Source organism: Streptomyces adelaidensis (genome assembly GCF_016598475.1).
GTDB classification, from domain to species: domain Bacteria; phylum Actinomycetota; class Actinomycetes; order Streptomycetales; family Streptomycetaceae; genus Streptomyces; species Streptomyces adelaidensis.
Genome location: NZ_JAEMUX010000140.1, coordinates 1 through 12,837, shown reverse-complemented (window position 1 = coordinate 12,837; position 12,837 = coordinate 1). Strand labels below are relative to the sequence as shown.

Below are 12,837 nucleotides of genomic sequence, written 5' to 3'. Positions count from 1 at the left end.
GGGTGCCGGGTCCGTCGGAGCGTCCGGTGAATGCGTTGACGGCGGTGTTCGTGCCGGTGGCGTCGTTGCGTGAGTCGGAGGGGGAGCACTACCCCGCCGTCCACCACTCGTACCTCGTGGGGCACGACCTGCCCGAGACGGGCGGTGCCTGATGCCGGACCTGTCTCTCGGCGAGTGGTTCTTCCTCGCCCTCGGTATCGGCGGATTCCTCCGCTTGGGCTGGTGCCTGGTCTGGCTGATCGGCACTGAGGCCCCGATGCCCGCGCCGCTGGACAAGGCGCTGGACGTTCTCGTCAGCGCTGTTTTCGCCGCGATCACCTGGGCCCGGAAGAACGCCGCTCTCCTTCTCCCCGCGACCGCCTCGGAGGCACTCCGATGAACCACTCCACGAACCCGCCGCTGAGTGTGACGCTCGGCGCGAACCACCTCCACGGCGTCCTGAGGGTGGACCAGATCCGCACCGACGCCCTCGTCCAACTCGTGCAGCACTGGGCGTCCGACGAGCAGTCCCGCGATGACGTCATCGACGCCCTCGACGAACTCGCCGCCGTCGTCGGCTCCGTGGCCCGCGAGGGCGAGTTGGACGCCGCTGTGGAGCAGGTGGAGGACGTGGCGGGCATGGACACCGCGCACGTCGAGGTGGACATCCCGAACGTGTGCAGGCTCCTCGGCGAGCTGGAGGCGGTGGAGCGGGTCACGTCCCGCTTCAACCGGGGCGCGTCGCTGATCAAGCACCCGACGCACGCCAAGACCCGCGCCCACCTCAAAGCACACCCGTTCCCGAAGCAGGACGGGAGGCGGTCCGCGTGAAGTGCGGCGAGCCGAACCCCGGCAAGACCTACGCAGACTGCGACCTGGAGCTGAAGCACCACGGTGACCACAGCTACCTGGGCCAACGGTGGCCGCGCCTCCAGCCGAACGAGCCGGACCTGGACATCGACGTGCTCCTGTCCCGCGCGGCCCGTGAGGCTGGAGTCTGGGGCGTCGAGGAGCGCAGCTTCCCGATCATCGTCACGGAGACCGTCACCCGGGTGATCTGGGTCGAGGCCGAGACCGAAGATCAGGCGCTCGCGTACTGGGGCGACGACCCCACCGATCTGCCCTCAGACGGCGAGGTCCTGGACGGGTCCGTGGAATTCGAGCGGCCCGCCCTATGGCAGCGGCAGGCAGCGTTCAGGGCGAACCGTTCCGAGTCGAAGATCGGCCCGCTGGCGATCTGCCCGGGGTGCGGCGCGCAGGCGTTCCGCCGCGAGTGGATGCACAACCCGATGCGGAAGTGCCACGGCCCGATCGAGTGGCGCGAGACCCGGTCGACGAACCCCAGCTACCGGTGGCGCCGCGAGTTCAAGTCCACGCCGGTGTACGGCGTTGTCGAAGAGACTGCGGGGGCGACGGCATGAGCTTCCCCGCTTTCCTGGCCGCCCTGTCCGGCGGGGACCTGCCTGCCGACGCCGTCCGCGAGGAGCGGTGTCTGCGGGAGCCGATCGGCTGCGGTCAGGCTCTGACCGCAGCCGGTACCGGCCGCATGTTCCTCAGCCCCGACGAGACCGCCGCCTATCAGGACGAGTGGCGGATCACCGGCTTGTGCCCGGACTGTCAGGACCGCATCGACGGCGGTGATGGCCGTGGCTGACCGCGACCGGCGCCGCGCGCTCCTCGCCGAGATCCGCCGTATCGGCGGCCGTATCACCTCCGGCCAGGCGCACGCCTTCTACCGGGCCACCGGCTGGGGGCCGTGCCGTAGCACCGCCCGGAAAGACCTCCAGTGGTGGACCAGGCGCGGCGTTCTCGTCCAACGCGGGTCTACCGACAACCGCGCGTACACGGTCGCCCGGTGAGCGCCCGTCACGCGGCCCGGACCGGCCTCCACTGGACGGCCGTCACCCTCACCGCCCTCGCACTCACCCAACTGAGCCCGTTCACCGGCGTGTACGCCACCGCCACCGACGCGATCACCGCCCTCGGAGTCGGACTCATCGGACTCGCCGCCACACCACACCGGAAGGACACCGCCTGATGACCGACCTGACCGAGCAACAGATCACCTCGCTCGCCAAGCTCCGCGAACCGTTTCCCGCAGCCGAGATCCGATACCTGCCGCGCGTGTGGTGCGGAAACTGCCGCGACATGAAGGGCGCGTGCAAGATCCACCAGCGCGCGAAGTGCCAGAAGTGCCGCAACAACATCAGCTCAGCGCACATCGACCTCGCCTACGTCGGGCACGCAGAGGCAACGAACCGACTCCTCAACATCGACCCCGCATGGGGATGGGAGCCCGTCGCGCTCGACGAAAAGGGCCTGCCGCAGCACGACCAGAACGGCGGCCTGTGGATTCGCCTGACGGTGTGCGGTGTGACGCGACTCGGCTACGGCAACGCCGAGGGCAAGCGTGGCGGAGACGCGGTGAAGGAGATCATCGGGGACGCGATCCGGAACGCCGGCATGCGGTTCGGTATGGCGCTGGATCTGTGGACGTCGTCGGATCTGGAGATTGCGGAGAACGGACCGAAGGACGCGCCGGTCGGTGCGGAGCCGAAGCCGGGCAGCGAGCAGGGGCCCGAGCGTCAGTCGACGCCCGCGCCGGCCGGCGCGAAGCGGTCCCGTCCGAAGCCCGCTGCCGACCCGGACGCCGCCGCGACGGACTCCCGTCCCGGCGCGATGCCGCCCGCTGGTGAGGCCGAGCAGCAGGCCGCCCTCGACGCGATGTGGGCGGCCGCCCGCGACACGAACTTCGTCGAGGGCCTGCCTGCACAGTTCGCCTCCGCCTTCGGCCACCCCATCGAGCAGGGCACAGCCAGCGAGTTCCGGCAGGCCACGTCGCTCATGCGCACCCCAGCCGCCGCCTGACCCCTGCCGCACACCAAGGGGCGCCCCGCGGCTATCGGGGCGCCCCGCCCACCAGGAGACCACATGAACGTGAAGGAAGCAGCGGCCCGAGCCGCTGTCCTCGACACCCTCCACAAGGCCATCGGCGACGAACTGAAGGCCGCCAAGCGCGACCTGGAAGACGGGCTGCGCGCCGCGAAGGCCGAGACCGGCACCCAGAAGGTCACCATCAGCCTCGACGAGCAGCAGGACATCGGCACCGCCAGCCTCGTCCAGCCGGCCGCCGCCGCGGTCGTCGCCGACGTCGAGAAGTTCAAGGCGTGGGTGATGGACCACTATGCGAGCGAGATCGAGCGGAAGTTCGTCACCGAGGTCCGCGCCGCGTTCACCGCCCGCCTGTTGAAGGAGATGACCGCGGCCGGGGTTGCGCAGTGGGCGGACCCGGAGACGGGCGAGCTGCACGACGTGCCGGGTGTGGAGATGCAGGGCCGGGCGGCGTACACGCGGCTCACGGTGCCGGTTGCGGGCAAGCAGGCGATCGGGCAGGCGTGGCAGTCGGGTGCGCTCTCGCACCTGGTGCTGCCGCAGCTCACTGCTGGAGGTGCGGAGTGAAGTACCTCGACGGCCGCCGCTGCGGTTGGGACACGGAGACCACGTCCAAGGAGCCGACCGAGGCCCGCATCGTCACCGCCGCCGTCGTCGGCCGTGGCGGCGCCTCGCAGAAGCATTCGCAGACGTGGCTCATCAACCCCGGGGTGCCCATTCCCCCGGAGACCACCGCGATCCACGGTATTGACGACGCCAAGGCGCAGGCCGAAGGCCGGGACCCGAAGGTGGCGCTCGACGAGATCGCCGGCACTCTGGCCCGCATCCTCCGCTACGGGATGCCGCTCGTCGCCTTCAACACGGCGTACGACTGGTCAGTCCTGCACTACGAGCTGGTGCGGTACGGGCTGCCGACGATGGCCGACCGACTCGACGGGCCGCCGTACTCGCTGATGGACGCCCTCGTTCTCGACAAGCAGGCCGACAAGTACCGCCGGGGTTCGCGCAAGTTGCAGGCGGTCTCCGCGCATTACGGCGTGCACCTGGAGAACTGGCACGAGGCGAAGGCTGACGCGGTCGCTGCACTGGGGATCGTGGACGCGCTGTACGAGCGGAACCCGCGGCTTGACGGCTACGACCCGCAGCGCCTGTATCTGGCTCAGCAGGCATGGCGCGAGGAGCAGCAGAAAGGGCTTCAGGCCCACCTCCGGAAGACCGACCCGGCTGCGTACTGCGCGCCGGAGTGGCCGCTGGTCCCGGCTCAGCGCGGGGGTGAGGCGTGATGTTCGGGTTCGTCTCCCGTCGCCGCCACAACGCTGAAGTGGCCGCCCTCAACGCCGACCGTGACCGACTCCGCGACCGCGCGGAGAAAGCCGAGCAGGCGGCGGAGACCGCGAAGCGCAACTGCGGCCAGGCAATCCGCCAGTTCGTCGAGGCGGACGCCACCAACCGGCGGCTCGCCGGCCGGAACGCCGAGCTCACCCGCCGCCTCGACGACGGCACGGACGCCGAGTACACGGCCCGCTTGGAAGCCCGCGTCGACCGTCTCACGAAGGCGGCAGGCCGCTACCTGAACGCCTTCTGGACGGCGCGCCGCGAGGAACGTGCGGTCGCTGCGGTCGCCGTCCGGGCCCGCGCCGACCAAGAGCGGCTGGCGGAGCGCCTGAAGGCGTCGGAGGAACGGGCCCGACTGGCTGTGCAGGGGCTGCGGCCGGACGAGTGGGAGTCCCGGCCGGTCGATGGCGCGGCGCGGGTACGGCGGGACGAGCCGTCGGTCGAGCTCCGGCGGGCACTGGACCGGTGCGCGGAGCTGGACGAGCGCCTCGCCGTGAAAGAGGGGCGCCCGCCGCAGGAGGTGGCGTCGTGAACGACGAACTCACCGTGGCGGTCGGCTCCTGGACCGCGTTCATGCTGACCGGCGCCACCCTGATCGCCCGGAACTGGCCGGTGTGGGAGCGCACCCCGTTCCCGAAGCCGGAGGCCCAGGGCGTCGACCTCGTCTCCCTGGACGACCTGCTGGACGGCGGCGAGGTCGAGGCGAACGACGACCTATGGTGCCCGACCGAGCAGCGCCCCCGCTTCCACGCGGTCCGCCGCGACGGATCCGCCCGCTGCTGGACGTGCGGCACAGAAAGCCTGGCGGTGGCGGCATGAAGGAAAACCTGGCCATCGGCGCCCTCGTCGTCGTCCTGATCGGCTCCCTGCTCTACACCGCTTACCGGCTGATCGACCGCGCCCGCCGCCGCGCGATCACCCGCGACCGCATGGCCGACGCGCGCGCCCGGGTCGGCCTGCCGCCTGCCGCACCCGACAACGTGCCCGGCGTCAACGCCGCCGACATCGACGAATGCGCGCTCATCCTCTCGCTGCCCACGTACGGCACCGACGACCACACCACCAACCCGACGGGGGACCCGAAGTGACCAGCCGCAACAAGGCCAAAGGCTCCGCTTGGGAGCGCGCCATCGTCGAACACCTCCGTGCCGCGGGCTGGCCGTACGCCGAACGCCGCATCGCCGGAGCCGTCAAGGACCGCGGGGACATCGCCGGCGTGGTCGGCGTCGTGATCGAGGCGAAGAACACCGCCTCCCGGAATCTCGCCGGCTGGATCGAGGAGACCGAGCTGGAGCGCGTCAACGACAACGCGTGGCTCGGGGTCGTCTGGCACAAGCGGACCGGCAAGAGCTCGGCGGCGGACGGCTACGTCACCATGACCGGCACCCAGTTCACGCAGCTCCTCGCCCGCGCCCTCGACATCCAGACCGCCATCGCGATCGACGACGACGGCGAGGCCGCCTGATGACCATCACGATGACCGATCTGTTTTGTGGGGCCGGCGGCTCCACCACCGGAGCCATCATGGCCACTGCTGCCCGCCACATCCCCAGCTTCCGTGTCGTCATGGCCGCCAACCACTCCCGGCACGCCATCGACACCCATCAGGCCAACCACCCCGACACCGCCCACGACTGCGCCGACATCAGCCAAGTCGTCCCCGGCCGCTACCCGAAGACCGACATCCTGTGGGCCTCCCCGGAGTGCACCAACCACTCCGTCGCCAAGGGCAAGAAGCGCGACCACGGCGAATGGGACGACGGCCTGTTCGCACCCGACGGCGTCAGCGAAGCCGAGATCCGATCCCGCGCCACCATGTGGGACGTGCCCCGCTTCTGCGAGGAGCACGCCTACCGCATCGTCATCGTCGAAAACGTCGTCGACTCCCGCTGGTGGGGACCCAAATCGCGGCCCGGCGCGATCTACGAGTCGTGGCTGTACACCATGAAGTTCGGGCTCGGCTACTCCCACAAAGCCGTCTACCTCAACAGCATGTTCGCCGCGATGCTCGGCGACGGCGCAGCCCAGTCACGCGACCGGAAGTACGACGTGTTCTGGCTCCCCGACCAGGTCGAGCAGGCGCCGGACTTCGACAAGTGGCTGCGGCCCACCGCCGTGTGCCCGATGCACGGGCCGATCCGAGCGATCCAGGCATGGAAGACCACCAAGATGTGCACGCCCATGAGGCCGTGGGGCCGGTACGGCAAGACGGGCCAGTACGTGTGGCGCTGCCCGCAGGTCACCTGCCGCAACGCGGTCGTCACCCCGCCTGTCCGCACCGCATCCGAGATCATCGACTGGACTCTCCCGGCCCGCACCATCGGCGACCGCAAGGGCACCAAGGACGAACTCGCGGCCAACACCCTGCGCCGCATCAACGCCGGGTACGAGAAGTTCTCCCGCCCGTTCCTCGTCCCGAACGAGGGCCGCGAGAAGCCCCCGATGGACATCCTCGACCCGCTGCGCACGGTCACCACCCGCAACGAGACCGGGGTGGCGTTGCCTCCGTACATGGTGGAGCTCCGCGGCGGCGGCTCCTCCCACCGGGCCATCACCGAGCCGCTGTCCACCGTCACCGCGGGCGGCAACCACCACTTCCTGGTGAGCGCCCCGGACATGGTGCTGCCGTACTACAGCAGCAGCATCGCCCAGCCAGCTTCGGATCCTCTCGGGACCGTTACGACGGTTGAGGGTCACGCGGCGATCTACGGCGGGCGGGTCCGGTCGGTGGAGGACTGCCGCTACCGGATGTTGGAGCCGCACGAGTACCAGGCGGCGATGCACTTCCCGAAGGAGTACATCCTCACCCCGGCCGACAAGCGGACGCGGGTGAAGATGCTCGGCAACGCGGTCACCCCGAACGCTGCCCGCGACCTGGTCGCCATGGCGGTGGAAGCGCTCACCGGCGACGGCATCGAACTCCCGGCGGTGGCGTGATGGCGTACACCGGTTCCGCTCACGGCCTCACCAGCCCCCGCCCCGCCATATGGAGCGATGCGGGCGCCTGCCTCGGCGAGGACCCCGAACTGTTCTCCCCGGACGGCACTCTCGGCAAGTGGGTGCAGGTCATCGCCGACGCCAAAGCCATCTGCGGGCGCTGCCCCGTCCGGGATCGCTGCCTCGAATGGGCCCTCGACAACCACGAAGACCACGGCATCTACGGCGGCCTCACCGAAGACGAACGCGGGAACCTCCGCCGACGCCAAGCCCGCAACACACGACAGGCCGTCCGCAAACCGCGCGGCCCCAAACAGCCGCCGCCGGCCACCCTCCGCGAGTTCTTCGACCGGCACGCCTCCCACACCACCGGCGGGCATCTGGTGTGGGAGGGCGCGAAAACCCCGGAGTTCCGGCAGCGGCAACTCACCCCGAACCAGTTGTCGTTCCTCGTGGACCGCGGTCACGAGTGGGACGGCCCGATTCACCGGCTGTGCGAGGTGCGGGGGTGTGTGCAGCCGCTGCATCTGGCGGACGTACAGGAACGCCTCCAGCGGGCCGCAGCGGGTGCGAAGGCCGTCGCCTGATGTCCGGCTCGTGGCTCGGTGGTGTGCAGGTGCGGCGGATGGAGCGCGGTCAGGTCGCTGTGGCCGACCAGCTGTGCGCCGCCTGCCTGTTCCACCGCCGGGTCACGGGCCGGGCCCTCGTCACCGACTTCCTCGCCTCCGATCCGATCCAGCAGCACCGGGACCAATGCCCGGCCAACGACAAGGACACCACCCCATGACTGACCGCCCGTACACCGACGACGACCTGCGTGCCGAAGCCGGGCTTGCCCTCGATGCGCTCGTTCACCTGCCGACCGTCGAGGAGATCGCCACCTCGCTGCGCCAGTCCTACATCCCGCACCTTCACGCCGACGGCGACCTCGTCACCTGGGGCGGTCTTCTCGACGAGGACGGACTGACCGAGGCGGCACGACAGATCCACGAGCGGATGATTCCGGCGGCGCCCGTGGGCGCATGGGCAATCAGGCTCGGCGCCGACGGCCTGGAGCCGTCCGACGAGCACGTCATCACCCTCAGCGGCGACGACAAGCCCATCTGCCGCATCCACTTCGCGTTCGAGCCCGGCATGCCCGAGGAGACGCGGACCGCGCTCGTGCAGGGCATCGGGCAGGCCATCGACGCCCACCTCTGAGCCACCCACCGCGGCGGCCACCCCCACGGCCGCCACCGGGCCCGTTCCTCACCCCCCCCAACGAGGAGCGGGCCCGGACCCAACCACCCGAGAGGACCCACCCCGTGGCACGAACCACCCGCCGGCTCCCGTCCGGCAACGACCGGATCACCCTCCGCCGCAAAGCCGCCGACCTGTACCTCGACGGCTGCACCATCCGCTCCGTCGCCCGCCAGATCGGCCGCCCCTACACCACCACGTACGAACTCCTCGCCGAAGCCGGAGTGAAGTTCCGGCCCCGCGGCGGCAACACCGGGAAGGCGGCCTGATGGACGCCGACGACACCCCGGCCAGCGCCGACGCCGTCACACCCGAAGTCGCCGACGAACTCCGCGCCATGTACGCCATCGCCCGCACCGTGAACGGCACCACCCCACTCGACGACCCCCGACGGCAGACAAGCCGCGAGTTCACCGAGGCGCTGTTCGTCCTCGTCGAGCAGGGCGTCACCGCCTACCGGCTCGCGAAAGTCCTCGGCGCCCGCCTCAGCTCGGTCAAGGCGCGGCTCGCCCGCCACGGCTACCGGACGCCCTCGCCGTCCCTGGCCAACAGGGAGTACCGCGACACGACCGTCTGGGACGCCCGCCGCGCCAACCGGAACAGCTGACCGCACGACGAGGCCCCGTATCAGCACGGTACGAGGCCAGGAGAAAGGAGGAGCGTGGCGTGTTGAACAACCAGATCATCATCGCCGACGACACGCTGCGCGCCTACGCCCGCAGGAATCAACGCGGCATCGTCGACGCCGTCCAGCTCACCGAGAGCGAGTGGGCAGGGCTATGTACCCGGAACATCAACTCCACCCGAGCCCAGATCGTGCGGTGCGGCTTCTGCTGGGTCGACCACGGCGAGACCCAGTGGATGAAGACGTTCAACCGCATGGGGACCCGCGTCGTCAGTCACCAAGCCGGCGAAGCACTGGACCACCCGTACCAGTCCGTCGAGACACCCGAGCACAAGGCCTACAACAACCGCACGTTCCACGTCTGGGACAGGGAAGGCTTCGGCCCGAGGAAAGAGGCGCGGGCCGAGGACGGCAGCAGCATCGCCGACGTCCTCGCCGCCGAAGGAATCATCAAGACCGCTTACGAGCACCAGCACTCGCCCTTCAAGAAGGGACATGGGCTGACGGAGCGCATGGACCGCGCCGCAGCCGTCGGGCGCGTCGCCATGTTCCACACCGACCAAGTGAGCGTGGCCAGAGCCCAGAAGGGCCCGATCCTGCGCACCGACGGCGACGTGCCGTTCGAGTGGATCGAAGACCTGAACCGGCCGCTGACGTTCAGGTCCGGGCTCCGCGAAATCATCGTGTTCACCTGCGACGTACGGAACGGCGTCTGGTGTCCGCGCGGCAAGATATCCGGCTGCGGCAGGCCTCACGCCCGCACCGAGCTGCTCGGCGGCGTCACTCTCGACGACGTCCTGAGGGGCGCCCCGATGGGCGAGTACGTGCCCGTGTTCAACGCTCAGGTGACCGAGGCCCCCTACAGCTTCTGGACGACACGGGAGTCGTACGGCCGCTATCTGTCGGCGCTGAACGGCCGCGGGGCAACGCCTCTTGACGGCGCTCCGGCGGCCCGAGAGAAGACCCGCAAGGGCGCCCGCAACGGGCACTCCGGCCGGAAGGAAGCGGAGCTGGCGGCGATGCAGGCGCGGGCAATCGACCTGTCGACGCTCGCCACGCCTTCTCTGAATCGTCCCGTAGCGCCCTCCGTCCAGCGGCGCCCGTCGGGCGTGTGCTCGCACTGGATAGGTGCCGAGGCCCGGTACTGCAACACCGCCGACGGCGTGCGCCGATATCTGCCGGGTTACCGCTGCCCCGCGCACACGCCGCGCGCGCTCCAGGGCCTCCCGGAGTTCCCGCCTGGTCCGGGCATCCCGGCGTACCGAAAGGCGGAGCGATGACCTCAGGACTCGGCGATCGTGCGGGAAGGGTTCTGCGGCAGGCGGCTGTGCGCTGCGGCCGGGTCGGTCTGCTGCCGGCGCCACGCCGCGACCTCGCGCTTGATGTACATGCGCAGGTCGGCGGAACGGGCGACGCCCTTCTCCTCGCACAGTTGCCCGTACGCAGCCCACGTCTCGTCGTCGACGCGGATCACTCGCTGCGGGGTCGGGTTGCTGGCCATGTCCACAGAGTAGCGGCTGTCTGCACATCGGCGATACACCCCACCGCGTCCGACCCTCGCAACGCTATGCACTGTCTAGACAGTAGAGATACAATTGGGGTGCGTTCACGGGCAGGCCCGAGAGCACCGGTTCCTCCTGCCCAAGTCGGATCAGCGCGATCGAAAGAAGCCCAGATGGCCAACCTGAAGATCCATAGCCGAACGTTCACCCACCCCAAGATCGTCATGGCGGGGAACGCTGCAACCGGCCTATGGGTCCGCCTCTCCACCTGGGCCGTGCGGTACCACCCCGGAGACTGGTGTGTACCCGGCGAACTCGTCCGCAGCTACGGCACGCCCGCACAGGTCCGCCGCATGATCACGGCAGGGCTCGCCGCTCCCGTCGGCCCTGATTACCTGCTCGACGACGAGCTACTCGGCTGGGAGCGCAACGACAGTCGGGCGGCGATTCCCGCCGAGCAGCGGCAGCGCATCTACGACCGCGATGGAAACGCCTGCCTGATGTGCGGCGCCACCGACGACTTGACCCTCGATCACATTCACCCGTGGTCCCTCTACGGCCCCGATACGGACGCAAACCTTCGCACCCTCTGCCGCTCCTGCAACAGTTCGAAGGGGGCCAAGGTCTGATGCCCTGGGTCAAGTTGGACGACCGGTTCCCGTCGCACCGCAAGATCGCCTTGCTGTCCGACCGGGCGTTCCGGCTGCACATCTCCGCGATCTGCTGGTGCGCCGAGAACCTCACCGACGGACGCATCAGCGACCGCGAACTCGCCCTCGTGGCGAAGATCCGGGGCGTCAAGGCCACCGCCCAGCAGCTCGCCGACGCGGGCGTGTGGGACCGGACCGAGGACGGGTGGGAGATCCACGACTACCTCGACTACAACCCGTCCCGCGAGCAGGTGATCGCCGAGCGGAAGAAGAACGCCGAGCGGCAGGAGAAGTTCCGGCAGCGGAAGAACGGCAAACCGGTCCCGCCGGACGACGCCCCGACCCCGTCAAGTAACGGCGTTACTAACGGCGTTACGCGGATCGGAAAAACGCACGACGGCGACACGAACGCAGCACGACGGCGACACGACGGCGACACGACGGCGACCGGAAGCCGCGCCGTTCTGAGCGAAGAACCGCAGGTCAGCGAAGTTCGTAACGGCGTGACTAACGACGCCCCGACCCGACCCGACCCGACCCGACCTATTTCTATGGCTGATGCCGGTGAGGAAACTGCACGAAGTGAGGGGCTAGGGAGCGACGCTCACGCGCTCTCCCCGATCGACATCGACGGGTTCGAACTCACCGACGCGATGCGCGGCTGGGCCCTCCGCACCTTCGGCCCCGGCCTCGACCTCGACTACGAGACCGCCCAGTTCCTCGACCACTTCCGCGCCCAGAACGTGCGCCGCTCCAACTGGCCGACCGAGTGGCAGAAGTGGGTGCGCCGCTCCGCGAAGTACGCGTCCGAGCGCGCCACCCGGCCCAGCACCAACGTCGTGCCCTTCACCCAGCCGCGCCCCTCCACCACCGACGCCCGCGTCCAGGCCGCTCTCGATCTCGGCCGGCAGATGCAGGCCGAGTACGACGCCGCCCGCAAGGAAGCCCAGTGATCACCTTCGAAGATGCCTCGACCCTCCTCGGCCTCGCCGCCGCCCGCGATCAGCGCACCGTCGGCCGCGCCGACATCCTCGCCTGGCACGCCGACCTCGCCGCTGCCGCACTCACCCGCGCCGACGCCGAGGCCGCACTCACCGTCTTCTACCAGGAGATGGCCAACCGCCAGCCCCAGGACCGGTTCCGGGTCACCGCGGTCGACCTCATCGACATCGCCAAGCGGGCCCGCCGCGAACGCGTCGCGAACCTCCGCTACGACGGCGACCCGGACGAGACCCCGGAGCAGTACCTCACCCGGCTTCGCGCACGCACCGCCGCCCTCGCCGACGGACGCATCGGCCCGGACACCGGACTCCGCGCCCTCAACCCCGGCACCCCCGACCCGCGACTCATGCGGGAACTCGCCGCCATCGGCCGTGACGTACCCGGCGACGACCCGACCGGCAGCCGCCGGCCCGTACGCGTCGGCCCGCTCACCGTCGAATGCCCCGCCTGCAAAGCGCCCCTCGGACGGCACTGCCGGACCAACGGCCACCCCCGCACCGTCCCCCACGCCGCCCGCCGCCGTGCAGCACGCGACGCCCACGACCTGCCCCGCGAAGACACCGCCCAGATCGCCGCCCGCAAGGAAGCCGCGGCCACCTACCTCGGCCAGCTTCCTCCCGAGGAGCGCGCCCAGCTGGAGGAGTTCAAGGGCCGACTCCACGAGACCGAGGCCCCG

At 70.0% G+C, this 12,837-nt stretch carries 23 protein-coding genes and 1 pseudogene; 23 read left to right on the top strand and 1 reads right to left on the bottom strand.

Annotation, left to right across the window (positions count from 1 at the left end; genetic code table 11):
- Positions 1 to 151: 151 nt before the first annotated feature.
- The 20 genes and pseudogenes from I8N67_RS39360 to I8N67_RS39265 all read left to right on the top strand — a co-directional run bounded on the left by I8N67_RS39360 (position 152) and on the right by I8N67_RS39265 (position 10,287).
- Positions 152 to 379 (top strand): hypothetical protein, encoded by a 228-nt coding sequence (locus I8N67_RS39360; RefSeq protein WP_200309100.1) that lies wholly within the window; start codon positions 152 to 154, stop codon positions 377 to 379.
- Positions 376 to 810: a hypothetical protein gene (locus tag I8N67_RS39355; protein WP_200309099.1), complete on the top strand. Its 435-nt coding sequence runs from the start codon at positions 376 to 378 to the stop codon at positions 808 to 810. Before I8N67_RS39360 ends, I8N67_RS39355 begins: the two co-directional genes overlap by 4 nt.
- On the top strand, positions 807 to 1,400 hold the full coding sequence (locus I8N67_RS39350; RefSeq protein ID WP_200309098.1) for a hypothetical protein: 594 nt from the start codon (positions 807 to 809) through the stop codon (positions 1,398 to 1,400). The genes I8N67_RS39355 and I8N67_RS39350 overlap by 4 nt, the downstream gene beginning before the upstream one ends.
- Positions 1,397 to 1,633, top strand: a complete 237-nt coding sequence (locus tag I8N67_RS39345) for a hypothetical protein (RefSeq protein WP_200309097.1) — start codon at positions 1,397 to 1,399, stop codon at positions 1,631 to 1,633. Before I8N67_RS39350 ends, I8N67_RS39345 begins: the two co-directional genes overlap by 4 nt.
- Entirely contained in the window at positions 1,626 to 1,838 is a 213-nt protein-coding gene (locus tag I8N67_RS39340; RefSeq protein WP_200309096.1) for a hypothetical protein, read from the top strand. Before I8N67_RS39345 ends, I8N67_RS39340 begins: the two co-directional genes overlap by 8 nt.
- Entirely contained in the window at positions 1,835 to 2,017 is a 183-nt protein-coding gene (locus I8N67_RS39335; protein WP_200309095.1) for a hypothetical protein, read from the top strand. Before I8N67_RS39340 ends, I8N67_RS39335 begins: the two co-directional genes overlap by 4 nt.
- On the top strand, positions 2,017 to 2,847 hold the full coding sequence (locus I8N67_RS39330; RefSeq protein ID WP_200309094.1) for a hypothetical protein: 831 nt from the start codon (positions 2,017 to 2,019) through the stop codon (positions 2,845 to 2,847). Before I8N67_RS39335 ends, I8N67_RS39330 begins: the two co-directional genes overlap by 1 nt.
- A gap of 63 nt (positions 2,848 to 2,910) precedes the next feature.
- The gene (locus I8N67_RS39325; protein WP_200309093.1) at positions 2,911 to 3,438 is read left to right on the top strand and encodes a hypothetical protein; all 528 of its coding nucleotides are present in this window, start codon (positions 2,911 to 2,913) and stop codon (positions 3,436 to 3,438) included.
- Positions 3,435 to 4,154, top strand: coding sequence for an exonuclease domain-containing protein (locus I8N67_RS39320; protein WP_200309092.1), 720 nt, complete (start codon positions 3,435 to 3,437; stop codon positions 4,152 to 4,154). Before I8N67_RS39325 ends, I8N67_RS39320 begins: the two co-directional genes overlap by 4 nt.
- A complete protein-coding gene (locus I8N67_RS44075) occupies positions 4,154 to 4,738 on the top strand; it encodes a hypothetical protein (protein ID WP_200309091.1) in 585 nt (194 codons plus the stop codon). Before I8N67_RS39320 ends, I8N67_RS44075 begins: the two co-directional genes overlap by 1 nt.
- Positions 4,735 to 5,025, top strand: coding sequence for a hypothetical protein (locus I8N67_RS39310; RefSeq protein WP_200309090.1), 291 nt, complete (start codon positions 4,735 to 4,737; stop codon positions 5,023 to 5,025). The genes I8N67_RS44075 and I8N67_RS39310 overlap by 4 nt, the downstream gene beginning before the upstream one ends.
- Positions 5,022 to 5,294 carry a hypothetical protein gene (locus I8N67_RS39305; protein ID WP_200309089.1) on the top strand — a complete coding sequence of 91 codons (273 nt, stop codon included), beginning with the start codon at positions 5,022 to 5,024 and terminating at the stop codon, positions 5,292 to 5,294. Before I8N67_RS39310 ends, I8N67_RS39305 begins: the two co-directional genes overlap by 4 nt.
- Positions 5,291 to 5,671, top strand: coding sequence for a hypothetical protein (locus tag I8N67_RS39300; RefSeq protein WP_200309088.1), 381 nt, complete (start codon positions 5,291 to 5,293; stop codon positions 5,669 to 5,671). Before I8N67_RS39305 ends, I8N67_RS39300 begins: the two co-directional genes overlap by 4 nt.
- A gap of 11 nt (positions 5,672 to 5,682) precedes the next feature.
- Complete coding sequence (locus I8N67_RS39295) at positions 5,683 to 7,143, top strand: DNA cytosine methyltransferase (RefSeq protein ID WP_234046997.1); 1,461 nt, start codon at positions 5,683 to 5,685, stop codon at positions 7,141 to 7,143.
- A pseudogene (locus I8N67_RS43490) lies at positions 7,143 to 7,433 on the top strand (WhiB family transcriptional regulator); the annotation flags it as partial. The gene I8N67_RS39295 and the pseudogene I8N67_RS43490, both read left to right, overlap by 1 nt.
- Before the next feature lie 296 nt (positions 7,434 to 7,729).
- On the top strand, positions 7,730 to 7,930 hold the full coding sequence (locus tag I8N67_RS39285) for a transcription factor WhiB (RefSeq protein ID WP_200309085.1): 201 nt from the start codon (positions 7,730 to 7,732) through the stop codon (positions 7,928 to 7,930).
- Entirely contained in the window at positions 7,927 to 8,343 is a 417-nt protein-coding gene (locus I8N67_RS39280) for a hypothetical protein (protein WP_200309084.1), read from the top strand. The genes I8N67_RS39285 and I8N67_RS39280 overlap by 4 nt, the downstream gene beginning before the upstream one ends.
- Positions 8,344 to 8,447: 104 nt before the next feature.
- Positions 8,448 to 8,651: a helix-turn-helix domain-containing protein gene (locus I8N67_RS44440; protein WP_200309083.1), complete on the top strand. Its 204-nt coding sequence runs from the start codon at positions 8,448 to 8,450 to the stop codon at positions 8,649 to 8,651.
- Positions 8,651 to 8,989, top strand: coding sequence for a hypothetical protein (locus tag I8N67_RS39270; RefSeq protein WP_200309082.1), 339 nt, complete (start codon positions 8,651 to 8,653; stop codon positions 8,987 to 8,989). The genes I8N67_RS44440 and I8N67_RS39270 overlap by 1 nt, the downstream gene beginning before the upstream one ends.
- Before the next feature lie 59 nt (positions 8,990 to 9,048).
- Positions 9,049 to 10,287 (top strand): hypothetical protein, encoded by a 1,239-nt coding sequence (locus I8N67_RS39265; RefSeq protein WP_200309101.1) that lies wholly within the window; start codon positions 9,049 to 9,051, stop codon positions 10,285 to 10,287.
- 2 nt (positions 10,288 to 10,289) lie between these two features.
- Here the strand turns inward: I8N67_RS39265 and I8N67_RS39260 are convergent, their stop codons facing one another.
- Positions 10,290 to 10,508, bottom strand: a complete 219-nt coding sequence (locus tag I8N67_RS39260; protein ID WP_200309081.1) for a hypothetical protein — start codon at positions 10,506 to 10,508, stop codon at positions 10,290 to 10,292.
- 174 nt (positions 10,509 to 10,682) lie between these two features.
- Here I8N67_RS39260 and I8N67_RS39255 point away from each other — a divergent pair, with 174 nt between their 5' ends.
- The 3 genes from I8N67_RS39255 to I8N67_RS39245 all read left to right on the top strand — a co-directional run.
- Complete coding sequence (locus I8N67_RS39255; protein ID WP_200309080.1) at positions 10,683 to 11,138, top strand: HNH endonuclease; 456 nt, start codon at positions 10,683 to 10,685, stop codon at positions 11,136 to 11,138.
- Complete coding sequence (locus tag I8N67_RS39250) at positions 11,138 to 12,112, top strand: hypothetical protein (RefSeq protein WP_200309079.1); 975 nt, start codon at positions 11,138 to 11,140, stop codon at positions 12,110 to 12,112. The genes I8N67_RS39255 and I8N67_RS39250 overlap by 1 nt, the downstream gene beginning before the upstream one ends.
- Positions 12,109 to 12,837: zinc finger domain-containing protein (locus tag I8N67_RS39245; protein ID WP_443729056.1), on the top strand; the 729-nt coding region annotated here is incomplete at its 3' end. The genes I8N67_RS39250 and I8N67_RS39245, both read left to right, overlap by 4 nt.

Bases quoted from the DNA above. Each gene is read 5' to 3' on its own strand.
- I8N67_RS39360 (WP_200309100.1), top strand. From the start codon at position 152: ATGCCGGACCTGTCTCTCGGCGAGTGGTTCTTCCTCGCCCTCGGTATC.
- I8N67_RS39355 (WP_200309099.1), top strand. From the start codon at position 376: ATGAACCACTCCACGAACCCGCCGCTGAGTGTGACGCTCGGCGCGAAC.
- I8N67_RS39345 (WP_200309097.1), top strand. From the start codon at position 1,397: ATGAGCTTCCCCGCTTTCCTGGCCGCCCTGTCCGGCGGGGACCTGCCT.
- I8N67_RS39330 (WP_200309094.1), top strand. From the start codon at position 2,017: ATGACCGACCTGACCGAGCAACAGATCACCTCGCTCGCCAAGCTCCGC.
- I8N67_RS39325 (WP_200309093.1), top strand. From the start codon at position 2,911: ATGAACGTGAAGGAAGCAGCGGCCCGAGCCGCTGTCCTCGACACCCTC.
- I8N67_RS44075 (WP_200309091.1), top strand. From the start codon at position 4,154: ATGTTCGGGTTCGTCTCCCGTCGCCGCCACAACGCTGAAGTGGCCGCC.
- I8N67_RS39305 (WP_200309089.1), top strand. From the start codon at position 5,022: ATGAAGGAAAACCTGGCCATCGGCGCCCTCGTCGTCGTCCTGATCGGC.
- I8N67_RS39295 (WP_234046997.1), top strand. From the start codon at position 5,683: ATGACCGATCTGTTTTGTGGGGCCGGCGGCTCCACCACCGGAGCCATC.
- I8N67_RS39285 (WP_200309085.1), top strand. From the start codon at position 7,730: ATGTCCGGCTCGTGGCTCGGTGGTGTGCAGGTGCGGCGGATGGAGCGC.
- I8N67_RS39280 (WP_200309084.1), top strand. From the start codon at position 7,927: ATGACTGACCGCCCGTACACCGACGACGACCTGCGTGCCGAAGCCGGG.
- I8N67_RS39270 (WP_200309082.1), top strand. From the start codon at position 8,651: ATGGACGCCGACGACACCCCGGCCAGCGCCGACGCCGTCACACCCGAA.
- I8N67_RS39260 (WP_200309081.1), bottom strand. From the start codon at position 10,508: ATGGCCAGCAACCCGACCCCGCAGCGAGTGATCCGCGTCGACGACGAG.
- I8N67_RS39255 (WP_200309080.1), top strand. From the start codon at position 10,683: ATGGCCAACCTGAAGATCCATAGCCGAACGTTCACCCACCCCAAGATC.
- I8N67_RS39250 (WP_200309079.1), top strand. From the start codon at position 11,138: ATGCCCTGGGTCAAGTTGGACGACCGGTTCCCGTCGCACCGCAAGATC.